23 protein-coding genes and 1 riboswitch are annotated in these 24,776 nt (G+C 53.4%); of the genes, 15 read left to right on the top strand and 8 right to left on the bottom strand.

Annotated elements, in window-relative coordinates; translation table 11 throughout:
• The first annotated feature begins 58 nt into the window (after positions 1-58).
• The 5 genes from KNP85_RS07765 (at position 59) to KNP85_RS07785 (ending at position 4,314) form a co-directional block, all read left to right on the top strand.
• A complete protein-coding gene (locus KNP85_RS07765) occupies positions 59-964 on the top strand; it encodes a Gfo/Idh/MocA family protein (RefSeq protein WP_029595415.1) in 906 nt (301 codons plus the stop codon).
• Between the two features lie 59 nt (positions 965-1,023).
• Entirely contained in the window at positions 1,024-2,442 is a 1,419-nt protein-coding gene (locus KNP85_RS07770) for an alanine/glycine:cation symporter family protein (RefSeq protein WP_029595416.1), read from the top strand.
• A 108-nt stretch (positions 2,443-2,550) separates the two neighbouring features.
• Positions 2,551-3,372 carry a YihY/virulence factor BrkB family protein gene (locus tag KNP85_RS07775; protein WP_021067504.1) on the top strand — a complete coding sequence of 274 codons (822 nt, stop codon included), beginning with the start codon at positions 2,551-2,553 and terminating at the stop codon, positions 3,370-3,372.
• Positions 3,373-3,451: 79 nt separating this feature from the next.
• Positions 3,452-4,006: a hypothetical protein gene (locus KNP85_RS07780; RefSeq protein ID WP_029595418.1), complete on the top strand. Its 555-nt coding sequence runs from the start codon at positions 3,452-3,454 to the stop codon at positions 4,004-4,006.
• Positions 4,007-4,089: 83 nt separating this feature from the next.
• Positions 4,090-4,314: a hypothetical protein gene (locus tag KNP85_RS07785; RefSeq protein WP_021067502.1), complete on the top strand. Its 225-nt coding sequence runs from the start codon at positions 4,090-4,092 to the stop codon at positions 4,312-4,314.
• A 146-nt stretch (positions 4,315-4,460) separates the two neighbouring features.
• Here KNP85_RS07785 and putP read toward each other — a convergent pair whose 3' ends face one another.
• Together putP and KNP85_RS07795 are read right to left on the bottom strand one after the other, a co-directional pair.
• Complete coding sequence (putP, locus tag KNP85_RS07790; protein ID WP_214714886.1) at positions 4,461-5,942, bottom strand: sodium/proline symporter PutP; 1,482 nt, start codon at positions 5,940-5,942, stop codon at positions 4,461-4,463.
• A gap of 358 nt (positions 5,943-6,300) precedes the next feature.
• Positions 6,301-7,278, bottom strand: coding sequence for a D-alanyl-D-alanine carboxypeptidase family protein (locus tag KNP85_RS07795; protein WP_035385667.1), 978 nt, complete (start codon positions 7,276-7,278; stop codon positions 6,301-6,303).
• Between the two features lie 201 nt (positions 7,279-7,479).
• Between KNP85_RS07795 and KNP85_RS07800 the strand changes: the two genes are divergently transcribed.
• The 5 genes from KNP85_RS07800 (at position 7,480) to KNP85_RS07820 (ending at position 12,907) form a co-directional block, all read left to right on the top strand.
• Positions 7,480-9,012: an FAD-dependent oxidoreductase gene (locus KNP85_RS07800; protein WP_214802546.1), complete on the top strand. Its 1,533-nt coding sequence runs from the start codon at positions 7,480-7,482 to the stop codon at positions 9,010-9,012.
• 66 nt (positions 9,013-9,078) lie between these two features.
• Positions 9,079-10,545: a carboxypeptidase M32 gene (locus tag KNP85_RS07805; RefSeq protein WP_029595423.1), complete on the top strand. Its 1,467-nt coding sequence runs from the start codon at positions 9,079-9,081 to the stop codon at positions 10,543-10,545.
• A gap of 11 nt (positions 10,546-10,556) precedes the next feature.
• Positions 10,557-11,270, top strand: a complete 714-nt coding sequence (locus KNP85_RS07810) for a glycerophosphodiester phosphodiesterase (RefSeq protein ID WP_021067497.1) — start codon at positions 10,557-10,559, stop codon at positions 11,268-11,270.
• Positions 11,271-11,523: 253 nt separating this feature from the next.
• Positions 11,524-12,321 carry a DUF4397 domain-containing protein gene (locus tag KNP85_RS07815; protein ID WP_214802549.1) on the top strand — a complete coding sequence of 266 codons (798 nt, stop codon included), beginning with the start codon at positions 11,524-11,526 and terminating at the stop codon, positions 12,319-12,321.
• Positions 12,269-12,907 (top strand): class F sortase, encoded by a 639-nt coding sequence (locus KNP85_RS07820; RefSeq protein WP_353048927.1) that lies wholly within the window; start codon positions 12,269-12,271, stop codon positions 12,905-12,907. The genes KNP85_RS07815 and KNP85_RS07820 overlap by 53 nt, the downstream gene beginning before the upstream one ends.
• A gap of 102 nt (positions 12,908-13,009) precedes the next feature.
• On the opposite strand, the gene KNP85_RS07825 is transcribed toward KNP85_RS07820, so the two are convergent.
• Entirely contained in the window at positions 13,010-13,447 is a 438-nt protein-coding gene (locus KNP85_RS07825; RefSeq protein ID WP_021067494.1) for a MarR family winged helix-turn-helix transcriptional regulator, read from the bottom strand.
• Between the two features lie 91 nt (positions 13,448-13,538).
• Positions 13,539-14,597, bottom strand: coding sequence for a GTP pyrophosphokinase (locus KNP85_RS07830; protein WP_021067493.1), 1,059 nt, complete (start codon positions 14,595-14,597; stop codon positions 13,539-13,541).
• A 112-nt stretch (positions 14,598-14,709) separates the two neighbouring features.
• Between KNP85_RS07830 and KNP85_RS07835 the strand changes: the two genes are divergently transcribed.
• Both KNP85_RS07835 and KNP85_RS07840 read left to right on the top strand, forming a co-directional pair.
• A complete protein-coding gene (locus tag KNP85_RS07835; protein WP_214802552.1) occupies positions 14,710-14,937 on the top strand; it encodes a hypothetical protein in 228 nt (75 codons plus the stop codon).
• 103 nt (positions 14,938-15,040) lie between these two features.
• Complete coding sequence (locus KNP85_RS07840) at positions 15,041-15,364, top strand: YflT domain-containing protein (RefSeq protein WP_021067491.1); 324 nt, start codon at positions 15,041-15,043, stop codon at positions 15,362-15,364.
• A 41-nt stretch (positions 15,365-15,405) separates the two neighbouring features.
• Here the strand turns inward: KNP85_RS07840 and KNP85_RS07845 are convergent, their stop codons facing one another.
• On the bottom strand, positions 15,406-16,443 hold the full coding sequence (locus tag KNP85_RS07845) for an SDR family oxidoreductase (RefSeq protein WP_029595428.1): 1,038 nt from the start codon (positions 16,441-16,443) through the stop codon (positions 15,406-15,408).
• A gap of 192 nt (positions 16,444-16,635) precedes the next feature.
• Here KNP85_RS07845 and KNP85_RS07850 point away from each other — a divergent pair, with 192 nt between their 5' ends.
• Positions 16,636-17,931: a glutamine synthetase family protein gene (locus KNP85_RS07850; RefSeq protein ID WP_021067489.1), complete on the top strand. Its 1,296-nt coding sequence runs from the start codon at positions 16,636-16,638 to the stop codon at positions 17,929-17,931.
• A 49-nt stretch (positions 17,932-17,980) separates the two neighbouring features.
• On the opposite strand, the gene KNP85_RS07855 is transcribed toward KNP85_RS07850, so the two are convergent.
• From KNP85_RS07855 to KNP85_RS07865, 3 genes are all read right to left on the bottom strand, one after another.
• Positions 17,981-19,474 carry a peptide MFS transporter gene (locus KNP85_RS07855; RefSeq protein WP_021067488.1) on the bottom strand — a complete coding sequence of 498 codons (1,494 nt, stop codon included), beginning with the start codon at positions 19,472-19,474 and terminating at the stop codon, positions 17,981-17,983.
• 144 nt (positions 19,475-19,618) lie between these two features.
• The gene (locus KNP85_RS07860; RefSeq protein ID WP_021067487.1) at positions 19,619-20,863 is read right to left on the bottom strand and encodes an MDR family MFS transporter; all 1,245 of its coding nucleotides are present in this window, start codon (positions 20,861-20,863) and stop codon (positions 19,619-19,621) included.
• A 265-nt stretch (positions 20,864-21,128) separates the two neighbouring features.
• On the bottom strand, positions 21,129-22,229 hold the full coding sequence (locus KNP85_RS07865; protein ID WP_214802554.1) for an AI-2E family transporter: 1,101 nt from the start codon (positions 22,227-22,229) through the stop codon (positions 21,129-21,131).
• Between the two features lie 173 nt (positions 22,230-22,402).
• Positions 22,403-22,503, top strand: a riboswitch (SAM riboswitch).
• A 77-nt stretch (positions 22,504-22,580) separates the two neighbouring features.
• On the opposite strand from KNP85_RS07865, the gene KNP85_RS07870 reads away from it, so the two are divergent.
• Positions 22,581-23,756: an aminotransferase class I/II-fold pyridoxal phosphate-dependent enzyme gene (locus KNP85_RS07870; protein ID WP_214720023.1), complete on the top strand. Its 1,176-nt coding sequence runs from the start codon at positions 22,581-22,583 to the stop codon at positions 23,754-23,756.
• The gene (locus KNP85_RS07875; protein WP_214802558.1) at positions 23,753-24,769 is read left to right on the top strand and encodes an iron-containing alcohol dehydrogenase family protein; all 1,017 of its coding nucleotides are present in this window, start codon (positions 23,753-23,755) and stop codon (positions 24,767-24,769) included. The genes KNP85_RS07870 and KNP85_RS07875 overlap by 4 nt, the downstream gene beginning before the upstream one ends.
• The last annotated feature ends 7 nt before the right edge of the window (positions 24,770-24,776 follow it).

Genomic DNA, 24,776 nt, shown 5'->3' on the forward strand with positions numbered 1-24,776 from the left:
GACCCCGGGCACACGCCTTGGGGTTTTGTTCAGTGTTAGGAAGAGGAGAGATGTACACATGAAGATTGTCGTTGTTGGGTTAGGGGACGTCGCGAAGAAGGCGTATTTGCCGGTCTATGCCGGTTTAGAAGGGGTCGACGTTTATCTCGTCTCGAGAGACGCGGCGAAAGCGGGTCAACTCGTCGAGAAGTATCGTTTTGCCGGTCAGTATGCATCACTCGAAGACGTCCCGTTCGAGATGATGGACGGTGCGTTGATTCACTCGACGACATCCGTTCATGCCGACCAGGTCGGTTACGTGCTCGCGCAAGGTGTGCCCGTCTTCATCGATAAGCCGGTCACGTTCATGCTCGAGGACACGGAGCGGCTCGTACGCCTCGCTGCCGAGCAGGGCGTCGAGCTCATCACTGGGTTCAACCGCCGTTTCGCGACGGCGACGGCTGCCTTAAAAGAAGTGTCCGACCCGAATCTGATTTTGATTCAAAAGAATCGGACGTATCAACCGGCGACGCTGCGTGAGTTCATCATCGAAGACTTCGTCCACGTCGTCGATACGCTCCGCTATTTGACAGGGCTCGCCCCTGTCGAGAATTTGGCCGTGCGGACGCGCCATGAGGCCGGGACGTTGAAACAGCTCCAGATTCAATTCACGGCCGGAGGGGTCGAAGCGATCGGCATCATGAACCGGGACAACGGCTGTACGGAAGAAGTGATGGAAGTGATGTCGCCTCGTCTGAAGCGGGTGTCGCGCGACGTTGAGCGTGTGTATGATTTCACCCGTGACGGCATGCTCGAGCGGGCACTGAATCCGTGGGAGTCGAATTTGACGCGTCGCGGCTTCACGACCATGCTCGACGAGTTCCTGAAGCTCCTCGCAGGTGAACCGAATGACTCGGTGCGGGCAGAGGACAGTTTGACGACGCACGCGCTCTGTGAGCGCATACTAGAAGAGGCTTCGCGTTGACCGTGTCGTTTCTGTGGCCCATCGAGCGGGTATTAACTCCGTAAAAGGAGGGGATGCGCATGGATATTCGTGAGCTCGTCATGCAGGTGAACGACCTGTTATGGACGTACGTACTCATTTTCGTTTTGATTGCCGGAGGGTTGTATTTCACCATCCGGATGGGATTCGTCCAGTTCCGCATGTTGCCGGAGATGTTCAAGTTGCTGTTCGTCAAAGGAATCAAACACGAGAAAGGGCAAGTTTCATCGTTCCAGGCGTTCGCCATCGGAACGGCCGCACGGGTTGGGACAGGGAATATCGCTGGCGTCTCGACGGCCATCGCACTCGGTGGACCGGGCGCCGTTTTCTGGATGTGGCTCATCGCCTTGATCGGTTCGGCTTCTGCCTTCGTCGAGAGCACGCTCGCCCAAGTGTATAAAGTGCACGACGGGAAGGCGTGGCGCGGTGGACCCGCCTACTATATCGAGCGGGCACTCGGTCAACGGTGGCTCGGCATCGTGTTTGCGATTTTAATCACGTTCGCGTTTGGCTTCGCGTTCAACTCGGTACAGGCCAATACGATTGCTTTATCAATCAATAACGTCTTCGAAGTCGATACGCTCTGGGTCGGCATCGTCTTGGCTCTCGTGACGGCCGTCGTCATCTTCGGCGGGATTCGCTCGATTTCAACGTTGTCGGGGATTATCGTCCCGATTATGGCCGGCGGCTATATCCTGCTCGCCCTCTGGGTCGTGTTCACAAACCTAGAGGCCATCCCGGCCGTAATTTCGGCCATCTTCTCAGAAGGGATTCTCGGCTTCCGACAACTGCTCGGCGGTGCAGTCGGTGCGGCCGTCCTGCAAGGGATTCGCCGCGGCTTGTTCTCGAACGAGGCGGGGATGGGGTCGGCACCGAATGCGGCCGCGACCGCGGAGGTCAGCCACCCGGTCAAACAAGGCTTGATTCAATCGCTCAGCGTCTTCGTCGATACGCTCTTTATCTGTACGGCGACGGCGATGATTGTCCTCATCTCGGGAGTTCCGGGTTCAGAGGACTTCCAAGGCATCGAGTTGGCGCAAGAGGCGCTCTTGACAGAGATTGGGCCGCTCGCGACGACACTCATGACGATTGCCATCCTATTGTTCGCGTTCAGTTCGATTTTGGCGAATTACTATTATGGGGAAACGAACATCGAGTTCATCTCCGAACGAAAAGTGTATCTGGTCATCTACCGGATTGCGGTCGTCGGGATGGTCTTGTTCGGCTCGGTTCGATCGGCGGGGTTGGTCTGGTCGATCGCCGATATCTTTATGGGCTTGATGGCGCTCGTCAATATGTATGCCATCTTCCGACTCAGTAAGGTCGCCAAAGCTTTGCTCGACGATTATGTGGCGCAGAAGCGAGCCGGACGTGATCCGGTGTTCAATCGTGATGATGTGGATTTACCTGGTAAAGAACATGTCGAGGCGTGGGAAGAGAAACGAGAGAACATCAGTTAAGATCGGGGCAAGAATCGGACGCGTCGCGCCATTCTTGCCTTTCCTTTATCAAATTTCTTATTTCAAATACCGCATTTATTTAATAAATTATAGAAAAGAGTGCACGAAATGATACAACCATTCCTTCATACATTCAAACGATTTTTTGCCGAACGATTTTTCGACCAAGCCGCCATGTTGGCCTATTATTTCATCCTGTCGACGTTCCCGTTCTTACTGTTCGTACTCGGGATTGTCGGGTGGCTGCCGTTCTCGAGCGGAGACGTGATTTCCGCACTCGCCCTGGTCATGCCTGAAGCCAGCTATCGATTGCTGGAAGGGAACATCGAGGCGATTTTTGATGATTCACGGTTGCGGATTGCCTCACTCAGCATCTTGCCGGCGCTCTGGATCTCATCGATGGCGGTCCAATCGCTCGTCCGGTCGCTCAATGACGCCTATCGCCTGATTCGGAACAAGGCGTTCTGGCGGGGCGTGTTGCAAGACATCGCCGTGACGCTCGCACTCATGTTCGTTTTGCCGTTCTCGTTGCTCATTCCGGTCATCGAGACCGCGCTCCGGGAGTTGGCGACACATATCATCTTTATCGACGACATCGTCGAAAGATATGCTCAAATCTGGTTCTATTTCCGTTGGGTCGTCGGCACGCTCGTCCTGTTCAGCGTCTTCTTGCTCGTCTATAAGTGGTTGCCGAGCCATCGCGGAACATTCCGTGACAGTTGGGCCGGGGCGGCGTTTGCTACCATCGGCATCTTGACAGTTTCGAACGTGTTCAGCTACTATTCACAGTATGCAAACTATGAACAGTTTTACGGTCAACTCGGTGCTTTCATCATCTTGCTGATCTGGTTCTATTTGGCGGCCTCGGTCATCCTTCTCGGGGGGCTGTTGAACGCCACGCTTATCGAACGAAAAGAAATATCCGGTTGACGTGTAAATGCTTGTTATCATTCTTTGATTCAGGGAATGATACGGTTAAGGTCACATCTTTTAATCGGAGGTGGGAAACATGGATATGCAACGGCTCGTACACAATCGTCGTTTCATCGATCAAACATTGTTTTACCTCGCCTTACAATTATGGAAGTGGGTTATGTTACTACCGGTCTTGTTCTATCTAGACGTTTCGATGAGCAGTGCCCCGTTTTCCCAGTATGTGGCGGTCAGTCTGTTGCTGTATGTGGCGTTTCGTGTCATGCAGTACGTGATTGCCAGCCGGGCTTCGTTGATGGAGTTACTCGAATTCGGCTATGCGGTGCTATCGCTCGTCCTCGTTTTCTCCTTACTGCTTGAACTCTCAGCATCGCCAGGAGCCATTGCCTTTGTGCTCGGTGTGTTCTTGGTCCATCCATCGCTCGCCTTGCACCATTACCGTGACTTCACAGAACGGAAGTGGTTGAACAAGCAGTTCCAATTGTTCAGTCCGATGCTTCGAAAAGGTGAGATTCCGGTTCACGTGCTCGTGTTGACAGAGGATGAGATTATCATCACGGCAGAGAGTGGAAAAGAGTACACGTATCGGCATATCTACTGGGGCGGATTCTATATCGAAAATGTCTCATGAAGGTGGTCTAATCATTGAATAGTGTGATTGTGATGGTATTTTGGGTAGTAACATTTATTGTGTTCTTCAAAGGGGCGTTCGATATGTGGCGAGAATGGCGTGCCACGAGACAGCGCTCGGTTCTATATTTCTTTATCGTCTTGTTGCTCACTTGGTTCTGGTTCAACCCTTACCAGCTGACGGCGCTCCATCCGTTCGTCTTGATGGCGTATTATTGGAACCGGAACCGTCGGATGCGCAACGCGATGCTCGTGCTCGTCCTCGTGCCATTCTTCATTCAACTTTGGTTCATGGCGAGAGCGATGTAATTTATTCAGACCACAGACAAGATGTCTGTGGTTTTTTCTTTAATCCTTTGTCACGGCCATTTATAAAACAAGCCGCGTTAGAGTAAGGATACGCGACCGTGCGCAACAAAAAACGCGAGCCGTTCGGCCCGCGTTTTTGATTGATGTTATTCTTTTTTCGCAACGGCGAGTTCAGCTTCCATTTCACTGAATTCACGGTTGATCCGTTTCTGCTCACGTTGGCTCGTAAACGTGCTGACGAGCACGATAGCAAGCATACTGAGGAAGAAGCCTGGTACCATCTCATAGATGACGGCCGAGAGTCCAGTCACGATCCAAAGGATGACCGTGATGGCACCGACGAGGATACCGGCAAGTGCACCTTGGCGCGTCATCTTGTTCCAGTAAAGCGACAAGAGAATCGCTGGACCGAACGCTGAACCGAATCCGGCCCACGCATAACCGACGAGCGTCAAAATCGTGTTCGACGGGCTGAGCGACATGAGTGTCGCGACAAGTCCGACCGTTAGGACACCGATTCGACCGGCGAGGACCATTGTTTTCTCACTGGCATCTTTATTGAAGAACTTACGATAGAAGTCTTCTGTCAATGCCGACGATGTCACGAGAAGCTGTGAAGAAACTGTCGACATGACCGCTGCCAAAATCGCAGCAAGCAAGAATCCAGTGATGAACGGGTGGAACAACACTTCTGAGAAGCGGATGAACACTGTCTCCGGGTCAGCGAGAGGATTCCCTTGACCACGGAAATAGGCGATTCCGACAAGTCCCGTCATGACAGCACCGATGATTGAGACTGTCATCCAGCCCATACCGATGCGACGTGCCGTTTTCAATGATTTCACATCACGAATCGCCATAAAGCGGACGATGATGTGTGGCTGACCGAAGTACCCAAGTCCCCAAGCGAGGAGACCGATAATTCCGAGCGTCGACGTTCCTTCAAACAGGTCGAACAATTCGGTATTGATTGTGGTAGCCGTATCGACGGCGTTTGATACACCACCGACGTCCGTCAAGGCGACGACTGGGACAAGGACGAGAGCGAGGAACATGATGACACCTTGCGCAAAGTCCGTCCAACTGACGGCTGTGAAACCGCCGAACAGTGTATATAGTGCGACGACGCTAATCGTCACGATGACACCTATCTGATAGTCGAGCCCGAATGAGCTTTCAAACAACTTCCCGCCAGAGACAAGTCCGGCTGACGTATAGAACGTGAAGAAGATGATGATGACGGATGCAGACAGGATCCGTAGCCAGTTCGAGTGATCTCGGAACCGATTCTCTAAAAAGTCAGGAATCGTGATCGAGTCATTTGCCATCTCTGTGAAGACACGTAGACGGGGAGCGACTAACAAGTAGTTCAAGTAAGCTCCGATGACCAATCCAACGGCTAACCAAATCGCTGATAATCCCGTGGCATACATTGCACCCGGAAGTCCCATTAACATCCAACCACTCATATCCGAAGCTCCGGCTGACATGGCGGTAACACCTGGCCCCATCTTGCGGCCACCTAACATATAATCTGATGAATCGGTCGTCCGTTTATAAGCGACGTATCCGATGAGGAGCATCATCACGAGGTAAAGCGCGATGGATACCCATTCTTGCCATAACATTTGATTACCTCCTGTTTGCTTTCAATTGTGTCGATTCAATCAATCACGGTTCAATCATGTGTGTGTCTCACACAAATGAGTCAAACTTGAATGACTAGGCGAACTTGTGACTAACCATAACGGACCACGGAAATCATTGCAAACTGTCATCTTTTCATAAAAACGGCTCTAAAGCGCATAGTATCAACGGGTGAGCGCAACATTTTTCATGATTAAAGTTTAAATGTTCTGACAATTAGTTATGCGTGTGACACTTCTGTGTCATCTGTTTGTCATATAATTCGTCATATTTTATGTCTTTAAACGCAAACGACGGCTTCTCCCTTTACAGAGAGAAACCGTCGTTTGATTGCTTAAATCACTCGGTGGTGAGATTGAACGCGATTTTTTCGACAGAACGCATCGTCGGGAACGTCTGCCCGGATTTGGCTTGCATCGTCACCAAGGCATATTGTTTCCCATCCCGCTCCATCAAGAACACCATCGTATAGCCCGATTCGTCGGTATAGCCGGTCTTGGTCGCTGTGACGAGTTTCGAGTAATGGATACTCCGTTCATTGACGGCAGATCCGAGATGATACCACCAGCGTCGCTTTTGATTTCCAGCAGCGTCTTTAAACTTTGCCTCATATTCATACGTCCCGGCAATCTCGACGAGTTCAGGATAAGTGCCGAACGCATACGTGATGCGAGCCATGTCGAGCGCGGTCGTATAATGATTCGGGTCGGAGTAGCCATGGGCATTCCGGAACTGGGTCCCGGTCAGTCCGAGCACTTGGGCGCGCGCGTTCATCAGTTCAACGAACTCATTCGTCGAGCCGCTCACGTATTCGGCTAGACTATTGGCCGCGTCATTTCCTGATTCGAGCAATGTCGCGTACAAGGCCTGGCGAACGGTCAAGCGGTCACCGACCGCGAGGTGGACGATATGGCTGTCCCATGGGATATCTAAAGTAGATTTTTTGACGATGACCACGTTTTGATCGAGTTCTTTCTCGGCGACGGCCTTCTCATAAGCGAGAAGTGCGGTCATCAGTTTGGTCGTACTGGCCGGGAAGACGCGGTCCGCACCATTCTTGTCAATCAGCACCTGGCCATCTGTTAAATTGACGAAAGCCATCGATCCGACGAGAAGTTCGGCCGTGTCGGGCGACACGAGCGGTTGCGTCGTCCATGGTTTGATTGGAATCTCGGGGAACGACGGTCCTTGTTTGACCGGTACGGCGGCCGCGGCCGGCGCAACAGGTTTCGGTTCTACTTCTTGTTTAAAGCCGATCAATGCAGGGATGATGGCAAGTAATCCAATCATGGCGAGGCCGACAAAGAGTCGCCTCATGATAAACGTGTTTCTTCGATGTCTGCGGTTTCGTTTCACTAGATAATCGCTCCTTCATTGTTTACTTTTCTACCATAATGGATGAGGCCTCCTGAAATCGTCTTCAAAATCAAGAATCAGGTCAATAATTGAGGCGTATGAAATGAATCGGAAGGGGTATACACAGTAACAGACACTTATCTTATTAGAGGAGGTACGTTTATGCATCGTCATCCGTTCACCAATTCACTCTGGCGTCAGCACAATGCGGCAACACCTTATCCGCGACTTGAGAGCTCTGTTTCGTGTGATATCGTCGTCATCGGGGCAGGAATCGCCGGGCTCGTCACGGCATATGAGTTGCAACAGCGCGGCAAGCAAGTCGTCTTGCTCGAAGCGGCTGAGATCGGCCGGGGGACGACCGGCCACACGACCGCGAAATGTTCTGTTCAGCATGGGACCGTCTATTCCAAATTGATTCGGACGTTCAATCAAGAGACGGCGCGCCTCTATTACGAGTTCAACGAACAGGGACTCGCCTATTTACGGCAACAGGTCGAGGCCGGGTTCGACATCGATTTCGAGACAAAAGATTCATACTTATATTCAATCGATGGGTCGAGTCAACTCGTCGCCGAGCGTGAGGCGTATTCACAACTTGAGCTGCCCGGGGGAGACGCGACCGAGGAAGTGAAGGCGGTCCTCCCGTTCGAGGTCAAACAAGCGATCGTCATTCGCGACCAGGCCCAGATGCATCCGGTCAAATACTTACACGAGCTCGCCAACCGCTTCGTCGCGGCTGGCGGGAGACTCCACGAGAAGACACGGGCGAGCGAAATCAGTTCGGGACCGCGCCCGATCGTCACGACGTCGACAGGGCGACGGGTCCAGGCGAATCAGGTCGTGGTCGCCACCCATTACCCGTTCAACGACATCCGGGGGCTGTACTTCTCGAAGTTTGAGGTCGAGCGTTCCTATATCGTCGCTTGTGAGACGGAACAGAGCGTCCCGGACGGTATGTATTTGAGTGTCGATCAACCGAGCCGGTCGTTCCGTACGTTCAAGGAGGGCGAAAAGACGTATATGCTCGTCGGAGGCGAAGGGCACTTGAGTGGACACGTCACCGAGACCCGCTCACGCTATGACCGCTTGGACCGTTTCGCCCATGATTCGTTCGGGGCCAAGAAAGCAAGTTTCCGCTGGTCATCCCAGGATCTGATCACGTTGGACCACCTCCCGTACATCGGGCAAATGTTCAGCCGTGAGCCGGACGTGTTCGTCGCCACCGGGTTCGCCAAGTGGGGGATGACGAACGGGATTGCCGGCGGACTGTTGCTGGCCGATCGACTGACCGGGCGCCCGAATCGGTTCAACGACTTATTGGACCCACAACGCTCGAAATTGAAACCGGCCGACGTCGGGCAATTCTTAAAGACGAACCTCGACACGGCCGTTCAATTCGTCAAAGGGTCACTGGAAAGACCGGGTACACTCGACGACCTGCAACTTGATGAAGGCGGGATCGTCCAGGTCGACGGCAAGAAGGTCGGCGCGTACCGTGACCTCGACAACGAATGCCATCTCGTCTCGACACGATGCACCCATATGGGATGTACCGTCAAATGGAACGATGCGGAACGCTCATGGGATTGTCCGTGCCACGGTTCACGGTTCGACACGAAAGGAAACGTGTTGGAAGGACCGGCGACACAACCGCTCGCCTATGATCGGAAAATCGATGTGCCGAAACAATAGGCAACGCGGGTCGTCTATATTAAAGTAAAGAAGTAACGATATAACTGTCATAGGGGTGGAATCAGAATGGAACTAACAAAGCAGTGGCGTGACCATTTCAAACAATTGCGTGCCTTCGACGAGGCGATTTCTTTACTGTATTGGGACATGCGTACCCAGATGCCGGAACAGTCGGCACCGCTACGGGCCGAGACGATTGGTTATCTGTCGACCGAGGCGTTCAAACGCCAGACGAGCGAATCGTTCAAGGCGCTGTTGGCCGAGATGACCGAGACGGAGGACTTGACACCGATCGAGTTGCGTTCGGTCGCGGTCGCCAAAACCCAATATGAACGGAATGCCAAAATTCCGTCCTCAGAATATCAGGCGTATGTGACGCTCGTCTCTGAGGCTGAGACGGCGTGGGAGAAAGCGAAGGATCAGAATGACTGGCACATGTTCGCTCCATATCTTGAGAAAATCATCGGATTTCAGCGGAAGTTCGCCGACTATTTCGGCTACGAATCGCATCCGTATGACGCCCTCCTTTACGATTATGAGCCAGGGATGACCGTCGACCAGCTCGATGAATTGTTCCGGACGCTTCGCGACGAGCTCGTCCCGCTGATCCGTCAGCTGCCTGAACCGGTCCAAGGGCTCGACTGGTCGATGGACAAGGCCGTTCAGCAACGACTGTGTGAGGACTGGATGCGTGTCGTCGACTATGATTTGACGCGCGGCCGTCTCGATGCCACGGTGCATCCGTTCGAGATCACGATCAACCGTCGCGATGTGCGCATCACGACGAAATATGATGAGACCGATTTCCGTAACGCCTTGTTCGGTACGATGCACGAGGCCGGGCACGCGACGTACGAACAGCAAATCGACTCGGAACTCGACGAACTCGGTCTCGGGGGCGGTGCCTCGATGGGCATCCATGAGTCACAGTCCCTCTTCTTTGAAAACTTTGTCGGACGAAGCGAGGCGTTTTTGAAAAGCGTCTATCCGCGCCTTCAATCCGAGCATCCACAGTTGCAGAACATAGATTTTGATACGTTCTATGCCGGCGTGAACGAGGCGAAACCGTCGCTCATCCGGATTGAGGCGGACGAACTGACGTATTGCCTGCATATCATCATCCGCTATGAGCTTGAAAAGCAACTCATCCAAGGCGATTTGTCGGTCGAGGATTTGCCAGCGGCATGGAACGCGCTCTATAAGGAATATCTAGGTGTCGATGTGCCGAGTGATGCGAAAGGCGTCCTACAAGACGTTCACTGGGCCGGCGGGTCGTTCGGCTACTTCCCGAGTTACGCCCTCGGTTTGATTTACGCCGCTCAATTGACGGAATCACTCAAGAATGAGCATCCTGACTTCGAGTCGCTCGTCAGCACGGGCACGTTCGGTCCAATCAAACAATGGCTTGAGGACAATGTCCACCGCCATGGTAAAGCGCTGACACCGAACGAACTCATCAAGCAAGTGACCGGAGAGGACATCTCGGTCCGCCCGCTCATCCGCTATTTGACGAACAAATACAAAACGAACTGAGGCGAAAACGAATGAAACTTTTCGCGCACCGAGGGGTGATGGCCCATCATCCGGAGAATACGATGACGGCGTTCCGGGCCGCACTCGAAGCACAAAGCGATGGGATTGAGGCGGACGTGCACATGACAAAGGACGGAAAGCTCGTCCTTATCCACGATGAGACGATCAATCGGACGACAGATGGGCGTGGACGTGTCGCCGATATGACTTTATCGGAGCTGCGAGGCTATAATGCCGGTGTCACGTTCGCTATCCAAGAACAGATTCCGACGTTAGACGAACTGATCGATCTGTGCCGAGGGACATCGATGGTCCTCAATCTCGAGGTCAAGACGGATATCGAGCGGTATCCTGGTATTGAACAACTCTTGATTGACACGATTCGAAACCAGCGTCTTCCAGTTGGACAAGTCATGTTCTCTTCTTTTAACCATTCGACGCTCCAGCGTTTGAACCAATTGGCGCCAGAAATTGAGTGTGCCGTATTGTTGGCACAACCGCTCTATGACCTCGTCGCATATTGCAAGAAAGTCGGCGCGACCGCCGTTCATCCGAATGTCCTGACGATGACCGATGAAGAGATTCTTCATCTTCAGGACGAAGGTCTCTCCGTACGTCCCTATACCGTGAAAACAGTCCACGACCTAGAGCGGTTCAGTCAACTCGGCGTCGATGCGGTGTTCGTAAATGACATCGACTGGGCAAAAGCACATTCAACCCCGTAACGTTACGCGTTACGGGGTTTTTAAACAATAGGGAAGGGGAAGTCTGGTTAATGTAAAGAAAGCGGTTTCTTTCAAATGTGCTGAGCGGCATATTGAGAGCATACCGTCACCTTTACGCCGTTGCTCCGTTGTCTTAAATTTAAGATGTCACCAGCTACATAGCAATCAGATGTAGCACACATTGCAGCACCGCATCAAACTTGTTGTATACAGTCAATCGGTCAACCCAAGCAGAAAAAGGAGGAAATTTCACATGAAGAAATTGATGTCTTTACTTGGTACACTCGCCTTGGCGTTCGCACTCATCGTGCCGGTCAGTGCAGATGGACACGAGAACGCGATGGTACGTGTACTCCACGCTTCACCTGACGCACCTGCAGTAGATGTGTACGTCAACGGTGAAGTCGCGGTCGAAGGCGCAGAGTTCAAAGCGCTCACAGACTACTTGACTCTCCCGGCTGGAGATTACAACGTGGAAATCAAGCCAGCTGGTGATGCAGAGACGGTCGTCGTTGCGGCAGACCTCTCAATCGAAGCAGGAAAATTCTACACAGCGGCAGCAATTGGTCAACTTGAAAACATCGAGATCGCAGCAATGGAAGACGATGCGAACTTCGAAGATGGAAAATCGAAAGTCCGCGTCGCTCACTTCGCACCTGACGCACCGGCAGTCGATGTCGCTCCTAAAGGCGGCGACCCACTCTTCTCGAACCTCGAGTTCAAAGCAGTAAGTGACTACGGTACACTCGACGCTGGCACGTATGACCTTGAAGTCCGTCCGGCCGGCGCGACTGACGTCGTGAAGGCACTTGACGGTGTCGCTCTCGAAGGCGGTAAAAACTACACGGCATTCGCCATCGGACTCCTTGAAGGCGAACCAGCGTTTGAAGTCCTTCTCGCAGCAGACGGTGGGGAAATGGCTGGAGCACCTGACACAGGTCAAGGTGGTCTCGCTCAGACAGCATCGATGAACTGGTTGCTCGCAGCAGCGGTTCTTGGTGCAGCAGCAGCTGGCTTCTACGTCTTTCGTCGTCAGAAGCAAGGCGCTTAAACTACTCTTCATCGGAACGTTATCGTTCCTTATGATTGCACCGGGCGCAGACGCACCGGATGCGGACGCGAAATTGACGACGGTCGGCTTCGCCGAACCGCTCGTCCTAGCAGCGACCGAGATTGATCGACAGTCATTCCGTACCGACACATTTATCCCAAAACGACTGAAGATTCCGTCAATTGATGTCAACGCGGTCATCCAACCGGTCGGGAAAGACCGACTCGACCGGATGGATACCCCGACGGAGACGGATGAGGTCGGCTGGTATCGGTACGGGGCGAAAGCAGGGGCGACCGGAAACGTGGTCCTATCTGGTCATCTCGATGACCTCAGTGGTCCGGCCATCTTCGCGAACCTTGGCGACTTACGCCTCGGAGAATCGGTGACGCTCCAGCGTGGCAAAAAGGCAATCGCGTATGAAGTCGTTTCCGTCGAACGGTATCGGCTCGAAGACGTCCCGCTCGCCTCGATCTTTGCGGCGACCCAGGCGGAACGGCTCCAGCTGATCACTTGTGCGGGTCCTTATGACCCAGAGTACGGATACCGGGACCGAATCGTCGTCACGGCGATCGCCAAGTCTTAAATCAAGAATGAACCCGAGTTGTGGTCCAACCACACTCGGGTTTTTTATTGTAGCGTGGCGAAACAAAAAACGACCAGGCCGCGATAATCGGCCCAGTCGTTCTTATGCGTCCATTCGGTCAAGCAGTCTTGACAGAAGAATCAATTCGTCATCTGAGAAATCGGTGAACACGTCCATCAAATACTCGATTTTCATGTCTTCCAGTGTCTCGAACAAGGCACGGCCTTCTTCAGTCGCTTGCAATTCGACGACACGACGATCACGTTCGCTGCGTTCACGGGAGATCAACCCTTTTTTCGTGAGTTCATCCGCGAGAGCGGTAATCATCGAAGCCGAGAATTGGAACTCGTTCGATAGAGCCGAGGCGATTTGAGGACTGTTTTGACAAAGCGAGCGGAGAATGAAAAATTCGTTTCGCGTCAAGTATTGTGAGAACATCGACCGGAGGTTCTTTTTCACTCCGCGATAGTTCATGCGAATCCCTCGCTCAGCATCGGCGACGAGCTGACGGCGGGATGCTGTTTGTACAGGTGTTGTCATCCTCAAGAGTACCTCCTACATAAAATATCATTATTTGCATATATTTCAGAACATAAAAACATTCTACAACAAAAACATGAAGTCTGTAAAGTTATGATGGCTCTTCGCGAGTACGAAGTTCTTGGATGACCTCGTCGTAATGTTTCAAATCCGGATAGAAGCGTCGGAAGAAGAACTCGATTTGCTGGTCATCCCCTTCTGCGAGCAATTTCGCGAGGACGGCATAGACGACACCCATTCCTTGACGGGGCAGGAGAGACGATGGCAACAGCGTCGCACATTGAATAGCCCGATTGAAGTAGAGGTCGAGCGTGTCGCTCAAGTCCTGGAACGTGCGAATCTCCGCGTAATGGAACATACGCGTCAGTTCGATGATCGTCGACAAGTCGGTGTCGAGTAGCCAATCGCTCTGGAAGATGGCGTTGTCAAGCTTCTCGACGGTGACGTCATTGGCGATATAGTAATTCAAATTATCTCGCGTGATGCTCACCTTATCGGGCGATTCGACGATCCGTTCGACGGTCTCTTGTTCGAACGTCCGCAACTGTTTGCGGATATTGACGAACTCGGAGTCGGCAATCTCGAGGAGCCCCGCGACACGGCTGAAGCTGCGCTTGATTTCCGGTGGCACGGCGTTCGGGTTCTTATAACCGAGGTCATGCTCGATCTCGGCCCACGCGTGCTGCAAGATGGACCGGACTTGAATCTCGGCTTCTTTGTCTTCATAGCGACGGTACTCCCCGAGGGCAAGCCGCGTGTCGCTCAAGCCGACGACGTAATGGACCGACAAATAGCCGAACTCATTCGGGTCGAGCAACGTGGATTTATCGATCGACTGTTCGCGGTCGATCCGGAACTCATCCTCGAGGATTTGGGCCACGGCACGGACATCGTCGTGGAAATAGGTCACGATCCGAATCCCCGCCAAATCCTGGACGTCGCGCAACGACCGGTATTGATACGGTTTGCGGGACAATTTGGCATACAGGCTCTCGGCTTCCTTCGCCCGGGCGACGATCGAGTGGAACTGGATGCCGGCGTCGTTCAACAGCTCGCTGAGGAGTAACTTCAGCTTGGCTGCGAACGCCTCGTAATCTTCTTTCTCATTCATATAGTCGAGCATGATCGTGTTCATATCCTGTCTCGGCATCAACATCACTCCTTGTCTCATTATATGTAGTATAGCATCAAAGAAATCGGTGTCGCATCTGTTGTCCGTCCCTATGATACAATACGGTTTGGAACGGGAAGGAGTGTCACGCGTGAGAGTGAGCCATACGTTGAAATCGAACGAGCGCGAGAAGCTCGAGATCGTTGCCGGGTTGTTGCAGCAAGCAGGCTATCGGTCTGGAAAGATCGACTGGCAGACCGGCATCAATATCGTTCGGGTCAGTCGCGAAGATGTGTCGTCTGAATCGGACGAACGGACTCGCATCCAAGGCATCGTCGACCATTTCGGAATCGAGGACTGGACTGCCACGTTTTCTTGAACCCCTCTTTTTCAAATCGCTGGACGAAATGGGTTTTGTGACTCATTTTTCGGGAATAGTATATTATTCGATTATAGATCAGCGGACGTTTAGGAGGATGAATATGTTAGAAACAAGAATCGTGCGAGACATGACCTCGGTCGACCATGAAGTGAACGGGATGGTGTCAGGGGGATGTGTCAACGAGCACATTTACTTATTTGCGAGAGATGAAGAATTGACGGTGCGGCTCGCTGCAGAAGCGGGTGTGCAACCATACCGCATCACTGAAAAAGGGCTGTGGGAGTCGCTCATGTCGAAGTTTACAAAAAATTCGGATGACCGGATCGAGCAGCTCGAGAGCCTCGGTCTGACGAAAGAGATGGTCGAATCGCTTGAAGGAGAGATTCAGGCCGGGAAAATCGTCCTCGTCTGCGACAAGTCATAAAAAGAGCCGGAACTGACCCTCGTCAGTTTCGGCTCTTTTCGTCATTTCGTCTCGTAATAGGCGTTCACGATCCGGCGCAGCGACCGCTCGTTCAAATCGAGCGGTTTGAACCCAGCGTCCTGCAACAGACGTTTCGTATTGGCGTCGTCGAACGCGATATCGCGATTCAAGTAAGGATTGAACACCTTCACCATCTCGTTGAACGTCTGCTCGGCTTGGCTGAGCGAAGACGTCGCCGTCTCCGTGATCTTCAAGTGCGGGAACGCAAGCGCTTGCTTCATATAGTCGAGCATGGTCACGTTGCGCGGCGGGGCATCGTTCGTCACGTTATAAATCGTGTCCGGTTTAGCGTGTTCGATGGCAGCGAGGAGTACATCAGCCACATAATCGACCGGGACGAGGTTCGACGTGCCGGTCTCAGAGCCGAGGAGACGGATCGGTCCATCCGGTGCCCCACGGCGCTCGAGGCGGCGCTTGAACACCTCGAGAGCGCGCATATAGCCGTACATCGTGAACTTCGAGTCGGCCTCACCGGTCTTCGAGTCACCGACGATGATGGCGGGACGGAAAATCGAGACGTCGAGGTGGTCCCGTTCCGCCCAGACGGCCTGTTCGGCGTGCGCCTTGCTCTCCTCGTACGGATTATGGAACGTCTGGTCGGTCGCATACAACGTCTCATCGCCGACCTCGCGTGCTCCGAGCGTGTACGCCGTGCTGACGTGGAAGAAGCGAGGGCAATGCAGCGCCTTTGCGAGCGCGAGCGCTTGTCTCGTCCCGGTCAAATTCGTCTCGAACAGTTCCTCACGGAGCTCCTCATCGAATTTGACGAGGGCCGCCATGTGGAGCACCAAGTCGAATGAAAGGTCATGATCGGTGATGAACCGCTCGTCTGCTCCGAGGAACGGGGCCGTCAAATCCCCGGCCAGGACAGTGATGGAGCGACGTTCGTCCCGTGAGAACATCGCCTCCACTTTCTCAGGTGTACGGGCGAGGACGCACAGCGTATGCCCACGATGAATCAGCTCGCGGGCGAGCCGTCCTCCCAAAAATCCGGTCGCACCGGTCATAAAAATATTCACAGCGTTCTTCCTCTCTTTTCAGTCTCTCCCCATCATAACAAGTGGCAACGGAATGAGCCACTTTCAACCTAAAGAATAAAATTAGGGGTTTAATAATTTTTAAAGTCGGTTATGACTTAAGGAGAAGCGTACGCAAGGTACGTCATGACAGTGTTGATATGTCAAATAACTTAAGTGAGGTTTTTTAGAATCATGGCTAATCTATTCGGAACAGACAAGGATGGCAACAGGAAGAAGCAAGAAGAGATTGAAAAAACGGTTCAGGAGAAAGGGATCACACAAATCCACATGTACTTCTCCGACGTGCTTGGAGACTTGAAGCTACTGACTCTCTCTGCAAAATTGTTGCCGGAAGTCTTTGAAGGGAAGACGATGTTTGACGGTTCATCCATCGCCGGTTTTTCTTCCATCAAAAACTCAGACCTATTCTTGAGACCGGATTTAGATCGTCCACGCTACGAGCAGGATGGGGACGAGAGCATTCTCGCCTTTTTCTGTGACGTCTGCACACCGGACGGCGAACGTTACGAGTTCGACCCGCGCAACGTCTTGAAGGATGCCCTCGAGCGGGCTGCACGTGACGGCTACTCGATTTTCGTCGGCGCTGAGCCGGAATTCTTCATCTTCGACGAGAATGGTGAATTTTACGATGAGGCGGGTTACTTCTCGACACGTTCGGAAGACAAAGGGTATGAGGTCCGCCAACATATCGCCAACCGCTTGAGCGAAGTCGGTTTCAACATCGAGGCGGTCCACCACGAAGTCGCACCGGCCCAGCACGAAATCGGCATCAAATATGATGACGCGCTCCACACGGCCGACAACATCCAGTTCTTCAAAGAAATCGTTCAATTGGCAGCCCAAGAGAAAGGTGCAAAAGTGTCATTCTTGCCGAAACCGCTCCGTGACGTGAATGGTTCGGGGATGCACCTCAACATCTCGGTATGGAAGAACGACAAGGACGGCAACCCGACGGTGAACGCATTCGAAGAGCCGGAGTCAGACTACGGTCTATCGCTCACGGCCCGTCACTTCATCGAAGGGATTCTGAAGCATGCCCGCGCAACGGCTATCTTCACGAACCCGCTCCCAGAGTCGTATGAACGTCTCGTGCCAGGTTTCGAGGCACCGGTCAACATCTGTTGGAGCCCATCGAACCGCAGTTCGATGATTCGGATTCCGGCGTCACGTGGAAGCGCGACGCGCGTCGAAGTCCGTAACCCAGACCCGAGTGCGAACCCGTACTTCGCGCTTGCGGCATTGATTTATGCCGGACTCGAGGGCATCGAGCAACAGCTCGAGCCGTCGGCACCGAACGAGGACGACTTGTTCGAGTACTCGGCGAAGCAGATTGAAAGCCAAGGCATCTCGTCACTCCCGGCGACGTTCCATGAGTCGATTCAATCGCTCAAGTCGGACCGGTTCCATGATTACTTCAACCATGACTTGATCGACCGCTACTTGTCGCTCATCCAAGTCCGTAAATAAGCAACGTATACAAAAGCCCATTCCTCGGCCGAGGAATGGGCTTTTACGCTTAATGAATCCCGCGCATATACTTTTTGATGACCGGGGCGAGAGCGAACAAAATCATACTGAGTACAATCGCTGCTCCACCGATAATCCCGAAGTAGAGCATCTCGTTCTCTGGTGAATAGAAACGAACGAGCTGGGCGTTAATCCCTTGTGCCGCCGCGTTCGACAAGAACCAGAGTGACATCGTTTGGGCCGAGAAGGCAGCCGGGGCGAGTTTCGTCGTCGCCGACAGACCGACCGGCGACAGGCTGAGCTCACCAAGCACGACGATGAAGTAACTGAGGACGAGCCAGAGCGGATTGACGAGCGTGTCCGGGCCACCGAAGTAGGCCGGGAGCAAGATCACCAAGAAACTTAACCCTGCGAACAAAATCCCGAAGGCGAACTTCGTCGGGATGCTCGGCTCACGGTCACCGAGTCGGACCCAAAGCCATGCGAACACCGGAGCGAGCATGATGATGAACAACGGGTTGAGCGACTGGAACCAGGCCGGTGACAGCGTGAACCCTAAAAATTCAAGGTCGGTCCGCTTATCCGCATAACTGGCCAAAATCGTTGCGCCTTGCTCTTGAATCGCCCAGAACATGACCGAGGCGATGAACAGCGGGATATAGGCGATAATCCGTGACCGCTCGACTTCCGTCGTTTTCGGGCTACGATACATGACGATGAAATAAATCGTCGGAATCGCGATCCCGAACACACCGACGAGACCGATGAACGTGTTAATCGTGAACAACCCTTGTGGAATCAACACGGCCAACAGACCACCGATGAGGACGACTGCAATCGTCGTATACTTGATTGCGTTTTTCTTTTCAGACGGTGTCAACGGGTTCGGTACGTATGAACCGGCGAGACCAAGGTTCTTTTTCTTCGTGACCATGAAGACGACGAGACCGATGAACATCCCGACCGCGGCGAGCGCGAAGCCCCAATGGAAGCCATAACTCTTTTGAACCCCTCCGACGATCAAAGGCGAGATGAAGGCACCGAGGTTGATCCCCATATAGAAGATACTGAACCCGGCGTCACGACGACGGTCCGTCTCATTGTATAAATCACCGACGATACTCGAGACGTTCGGTTTCAAGAGACCGGTCCCGATGACGATCAACGCCATTGAGATGAACAAGAACGTCAGGCTACCCGGAATCGACAGTACGATATGACCGAGCATGATGAACACACCGCCGAAGAAGACGGCCCGGGACGTCCCGAACACACGGTCAGCGAGCCATCCCCCGATGACCCCCGACATGTAGACGAGTGCGCCATACACCGACATGATGGACAAGGCGACGTTCTGGTCGAGACCGAGACCGCCATCTGATACCTCGTAATACATGTAGAAGACGAGGATCGCACGCATCCCATAATACGAGAACCGTTCCCAAAACTCAGTGAAGAATAGCGTGAACAAACCCTTAGGTTGTCCGAAAAACCCTTTTTGTGGCACGCTGTCCACAATTTTCTGTTTATCGATCCTTTCCATGAAAGATCCCTCCTTAACCGTATTATCATAAAAAGAATCATTATGTTTGTAAAGGATAATAGAAGCAAATATTCAAAATTTAACGAATTTGCAACGAATTAAAAAATCACACTAAACGACTAGGTTCAGTGTGATTTATATAGGTCAAGCCGTCTTTTGTTTCGCTTCGGCCGCACTGACGCGACGTCCGAGCTGCCAGTAGATGAGGCCTGACACACAACTGGCCGCCCCGACGAGGATTAAGGCGATATGTCCGGCCCGCTGATCGAAGAAAAGGCTCGCCATGATTGGAGCCGTCACCCCGCCGATCAACCACTGGATACTGGCGGCCCCGTTATAGGCCCCACGCATATTCTCCGGAGCAATCAAGGCGATGAACGTCTGTTGGACCGGGGACATGATCATCTCACCGAGCGTATAGAACGCGTATACCGCGAGCAAGACGCTCACGAGGACGAGGTACGGTGTCCCGAGGGAGTAGAGGAGACGTGGCATGACCGCGATCAGGATCATGCCGACCCCGAAGATGGTCGCCCCGGCGAGCATGACGTTGCCGAACGGCTTGCGCCCGAGTTTCGAGGCAATCGGGAACTGGAACAACACGACCATGATGCCGTTCAAGGCGAGCATATAGGCGAACGGGTTCTCACGGTCGGTGAACGACGGCATCGACTCGCGCAAGAACAGCGGCAACATGCTCTCGATGAGCGAGAAGCCCATCGAGATGAACACACCGGCGAAGATGAAGACGAGGAACACCTTATCGTTATAGAACACCCGTAGGACGTCCCGGTTAGACGGTGTATCGGCCTCGGTCGTCTCCGGGAGCGACTCCCGGATGAAGCGGCCGAGGACGAGCGCATAAAGGATAAAGACGAATGACGCCGAGAAGAAGATATACTGCCGGTCGATGAACAGGACGGCGCTGCCGAGGAGCGGGCCGAGCGCCGCCCCGATGTTATGGCCCATCCGCAACAGGCCGAACGCCTCGTTCATCTGTTCGGGCTCGGTCACGTCCGCCACCATCGCGCTCGCGGCCGGATGGAACAACGAGTTCGTCAAACCGAGCATGGCGTTCAAAAGGAGGAGCGGCCAAAACGTCTCGGCGAACGCGAAACCTACGAGCGCGAGCGCGTCGCCGAGGATGGCGATCATCATGATTGGTTTGCGGCCATACAAATCTGCGAGCCGTCCGCCGACGACCGAACCGATGAGGGCCATGATCGGACCGGTCGCCATGATGACACCGACCTGGATATAACTGTCGAGCTTGTCGCTGTAATAGAGGACAAGGAACGGCGCGATCATGAACATCATGACGCCGGTGATCGTCTCCCCGAGGAAGCGGATCCAAATATTGCGGTCGAGTCGTTTGAGTGATTGAATCATTAGGTTCACCTGCTTTAATTATTGGAATGTAAAAAGGGACGCAGCATGCACAAAGGCATACGCGTCCCTACGATCTTAGACATGCCTCGGAAGGCAGGCGAACGTCACGGATTCAAATCACGGAGAGGCGCCTGCCGGTCAATATGGACTTGGACGTGCGAGCGTTGAATGACTGACATCGGTACCTCTCCTTTCTGCATTGGACTGTCTTCTCTTCAAGATTATGATATTTCTGTGAAATGTGTCAACCTAAATCGTCAATGTGTCATAACAATTCATTCAAGTTCTTGCGACTGAGCCGGTAGTCGATCAAGCGCGAGAACACAACTTGAATCATCGCCGTGACCGGCACGCTGATGAACATCCCGACGAGGCCGAACAGGCTGCCGCCGATGATGATCGACGTGATGACCCAGAACGGCGTGATGCCGACGCTGTCGCCGAGAATCTTCGGCCCGAGCCAGAGTCCGTCAAATTGTTGCAACAAGAAGATGAACAAGAGGACGATGAGCGCCGTGAACGGGTCATAGAAGTAGGTGATGATGAACGCCGGGATCATCCCGAGCAGCGGCCCGACGTACGGGATGAAGTTCAAGACACCGACGATGACGCCGAGGAGAAGCGCGTATGGCGCCCCGATAATCAACAGACCGGCGACGGCCAGCACCCCGATGATGAGGCAGTCGAGCGACTTCCCGATGATATAGCGTTTAAAGATGTAATCCATCTCTTGGAAGATGTCGATCGTCGTCTTGGCTGACGCGACCGGTAACATCGCATACAACAGCCGCTTGAACATGCGGGCAAAAATCTCTTTGTCTTTTAAAAGATAAATCGAGATGACGATCCCAATCAAGAAGTTGATGAGCGTCATCGTGAAGCTCGACACGTAGCTGACCGACGACAAGACGGCCGTCTCGACCCAGCCCGAGTAGCGCTCCTCGAACCGGCTGAAATCGATGGCCTGGGCGACTGTCGCGTTATACTCTTTCAAATACGTGTTCAACTGTGACAGGTACCCGTCGATTTGCCGGATATAGGACGGGAGTTCCTCAATGAGCGAGGCGAGGCTCGAATAAATGCGTGGGAACAGCGTCACCGCAGAGATGACGAGAATCCCGATAAAGATGATATAGACGATCAGCAAGCCTTGATATCGTTTTAGTTGAAACCGTTCTTCTATATAGGACAGGACGGTATTCAGGAGCAGCGCGATGGCGATTCCCATAATAATCGGCGTCAGCAACTGGAACGTATAATGCATCATCTGCGAAATCGTATCCGGTTCGCTGATGACTTTCCAGAGCACGAGCAGGATCAGGCCGATCACGCTCAACTTCCAAATCAATTGACGGTTTAATTCCAAAGGTCCATCCCCTCATGTTTTAAATTTTGTAGAATAACGTTCACTTTCACTATGAACGTTTTTTTATCGGGATTCAAGAGGACATGCTCATTTTCAAAAAAGGATTGACAAGATTGGTAACGTTTGGTTAACTAAGTGACATATTACAAAAAGACAAATCGCATATAAAACACTTTCTATCAAGAGAAGCGGAGGGACTGGCCCGATGAAGCTTCAGCAACAGATTGATTCAATACTGTGCTAATTCCAGCAAGGTGACCTTGAGAGATGGAAAGGTGGTTGTTTGAATACGTCCGTATCTCGACACCCCTTTCCGCGGAAAGGGGTGTTTTTTGCATAGGAGGACTATTCATGACTGACAGACGCTCACATCTACTTAAAACGTTACCACCTCAACATTTCGTCGGACTCGCGAACGAGGTGGCCGAACTCGAACAAGCCGGCCGCGACATCATCCGACTCGGACAAGGGACGCCTGACCTGCCGACGCCTGAGCCGATCTGTGACGCGCTTCAGACGGCGCTCCTCGACGCCTCGACCCATCAATACGGTCCGTTCCGCGGTCAGGCCCGCCTGAAGCAAGCAGTGGCGACGTTCTATTTGAATGAGTATGGAGTCGAACTTGATCCCGAGACAGAAGTAGCGATTCTCATCGGCTCAAAATCTGGTCTCATCACGTTGCCGCAATGCGTACTCGAACCTGGCGACGGGATTTTGCTACCGAATCCCGGCTATCCTGATTACATCTCGGGGGCACGCCTCGCCGGTGCCGTCGTCCGTGACCTCGTCCTCCGGGAAGAGAACGGCTTCTTGCCGGACTATGAGACGCTCGATACGCAAGAGGCAAGACTCATGTATTTGAACTACCCGAGCAATCCGACCGGAGCCGTCGCCTCACCCGCTTTCTTTGACGATACCGTCCGTTTCGCCCGGGAGCGGGACTTGATGGTCGTCCACGATTTCGCATACGGCAGCATCGGATTCGATGGCCATGTCCCGCCTAGCTTTCTGCAGGCGGAAGGGGCGAAAGAAGTCGGCATCGAGGTATATACGATGTCGAAAGCGTTCAACATGTCCGGTTGGCGCGTCGCCTTTGCTGTCGGGAACGCGGACATCATCGAGGCGATCAACACGTATCAGGACCACGTCCACGTCAGCGTGTTCTCGGCCATCCAGGCGGCGGCTGTCGCTGCGCTCGAGGCGCCCCGTACCATTCGCGATGACTTGGCACGACTGTACGAGGCACGGCGTGATCGCCTGATCGACGGGTTGAACCGAGCCGGCTGGGCCGTCGAACCGCCGGAAGGCTCGTTCTTCGTCTGGGCGAAAGTGCCTGAGGGTGATGCCAAGTCGTTCTCGCGGAAACTGCTGCATGAAGCTGGTGTCGCCGTCACCCCGGGCTATTTCTTCGGTTCGGAAGGGAACGGATACGTCCGCTTCGGTCTCGTCTCACCGGAACCGAAGATTGACGAGGCCGTCGAACGAATCGAGCGGTTGTTTGCCGCCTATGAGGAGGTGCGGGCATGATTCGTCAGGCCGTCCTTGAATATGACCACGCCGATGACGCGCTCGACCGTCTTGATGACTTAGTCGACGGCCGCCGTGCCCACGTCCTGCACGGTCAGAACGGGTATGACGTCGTCCGAGCCATCTTTCCGGCCATCGCGGACTATCCGGCAACAAGGTTCAGCGGGGAGTGCACGGACTCGGAAGTCGAACGGCTCAAACCGTTTGACGCCGACGTGTTAATCGCCGTCGGAGGCGGCAAGCTCGTCGATACGGCCAAACTCGTCGCCTATCAACGGAACGTCCCGCTCATCGTCGTCCCAACGCTCGCCTCGAACTGTGCGGCGTTCACACCGCTCAGCGTCGTCTATCAGGAGGACGGGAGCTACGACCGCTACGACATGTTCCGCGTCGTCATCGAACGGGTCATCGTTGACTCACGGGTCATCTCGCGCTCACCATATGAATACTTTCGGGCAGGTGTCATCGACACGGTCGCGAAGTTTTACGAGGCCCGTTATTTGAGTGGTGACAGCTCAGCTGACGCCGGCGTCAACACCGGACTCGTCTTGGCCGAGCAGTGCGGGCGTCTCGTCGAACTTGAATTGAGCGAGCACGCTTTTGAGTCGTATAGTGACGACGTCCGCTTCGCGGTCGATCACGTGCTCGCCATCGGCGGCGCCGTCGGTGGATTTGGTGACGCCGGGACACGCGTCGCCGTGGGCCATGCGGTCCATAATGCGCTCAGCCGCTTCGAGTCGACCCACTCATTCTTGCACGGAGACAAGGTCGGCTTCGGCCTGATCGTCCAAGAGCGGTTGCGGCGCTCGGCCGATGCCCCTTATTTGGAGGCTTGGTTGAAACGGTTCGGTGCCCCGACGACGCTCGAGACGCTCGGGGTCGAGTCGAGCGACATCCCGGTACTGGTCGACTCCGTCATGACGGAGACCGAGCTGCAACAGTTGCCGGAACCGCTCGATAAAGACTTTTTGAAAATAGTTTTTGAAAATTTACAATTATCTATTTACAATTAAAAGAATT

This window comes from Exiguobacterium sp. s194 (assembly GCF_018618275.1).
Lineage (GTDB): Bacteria > Bacillota > Bacilli > Exiguobacteriales > Exiguobacteriaceae > Exiguobacterium > Exiguobacterium chiriqhucha.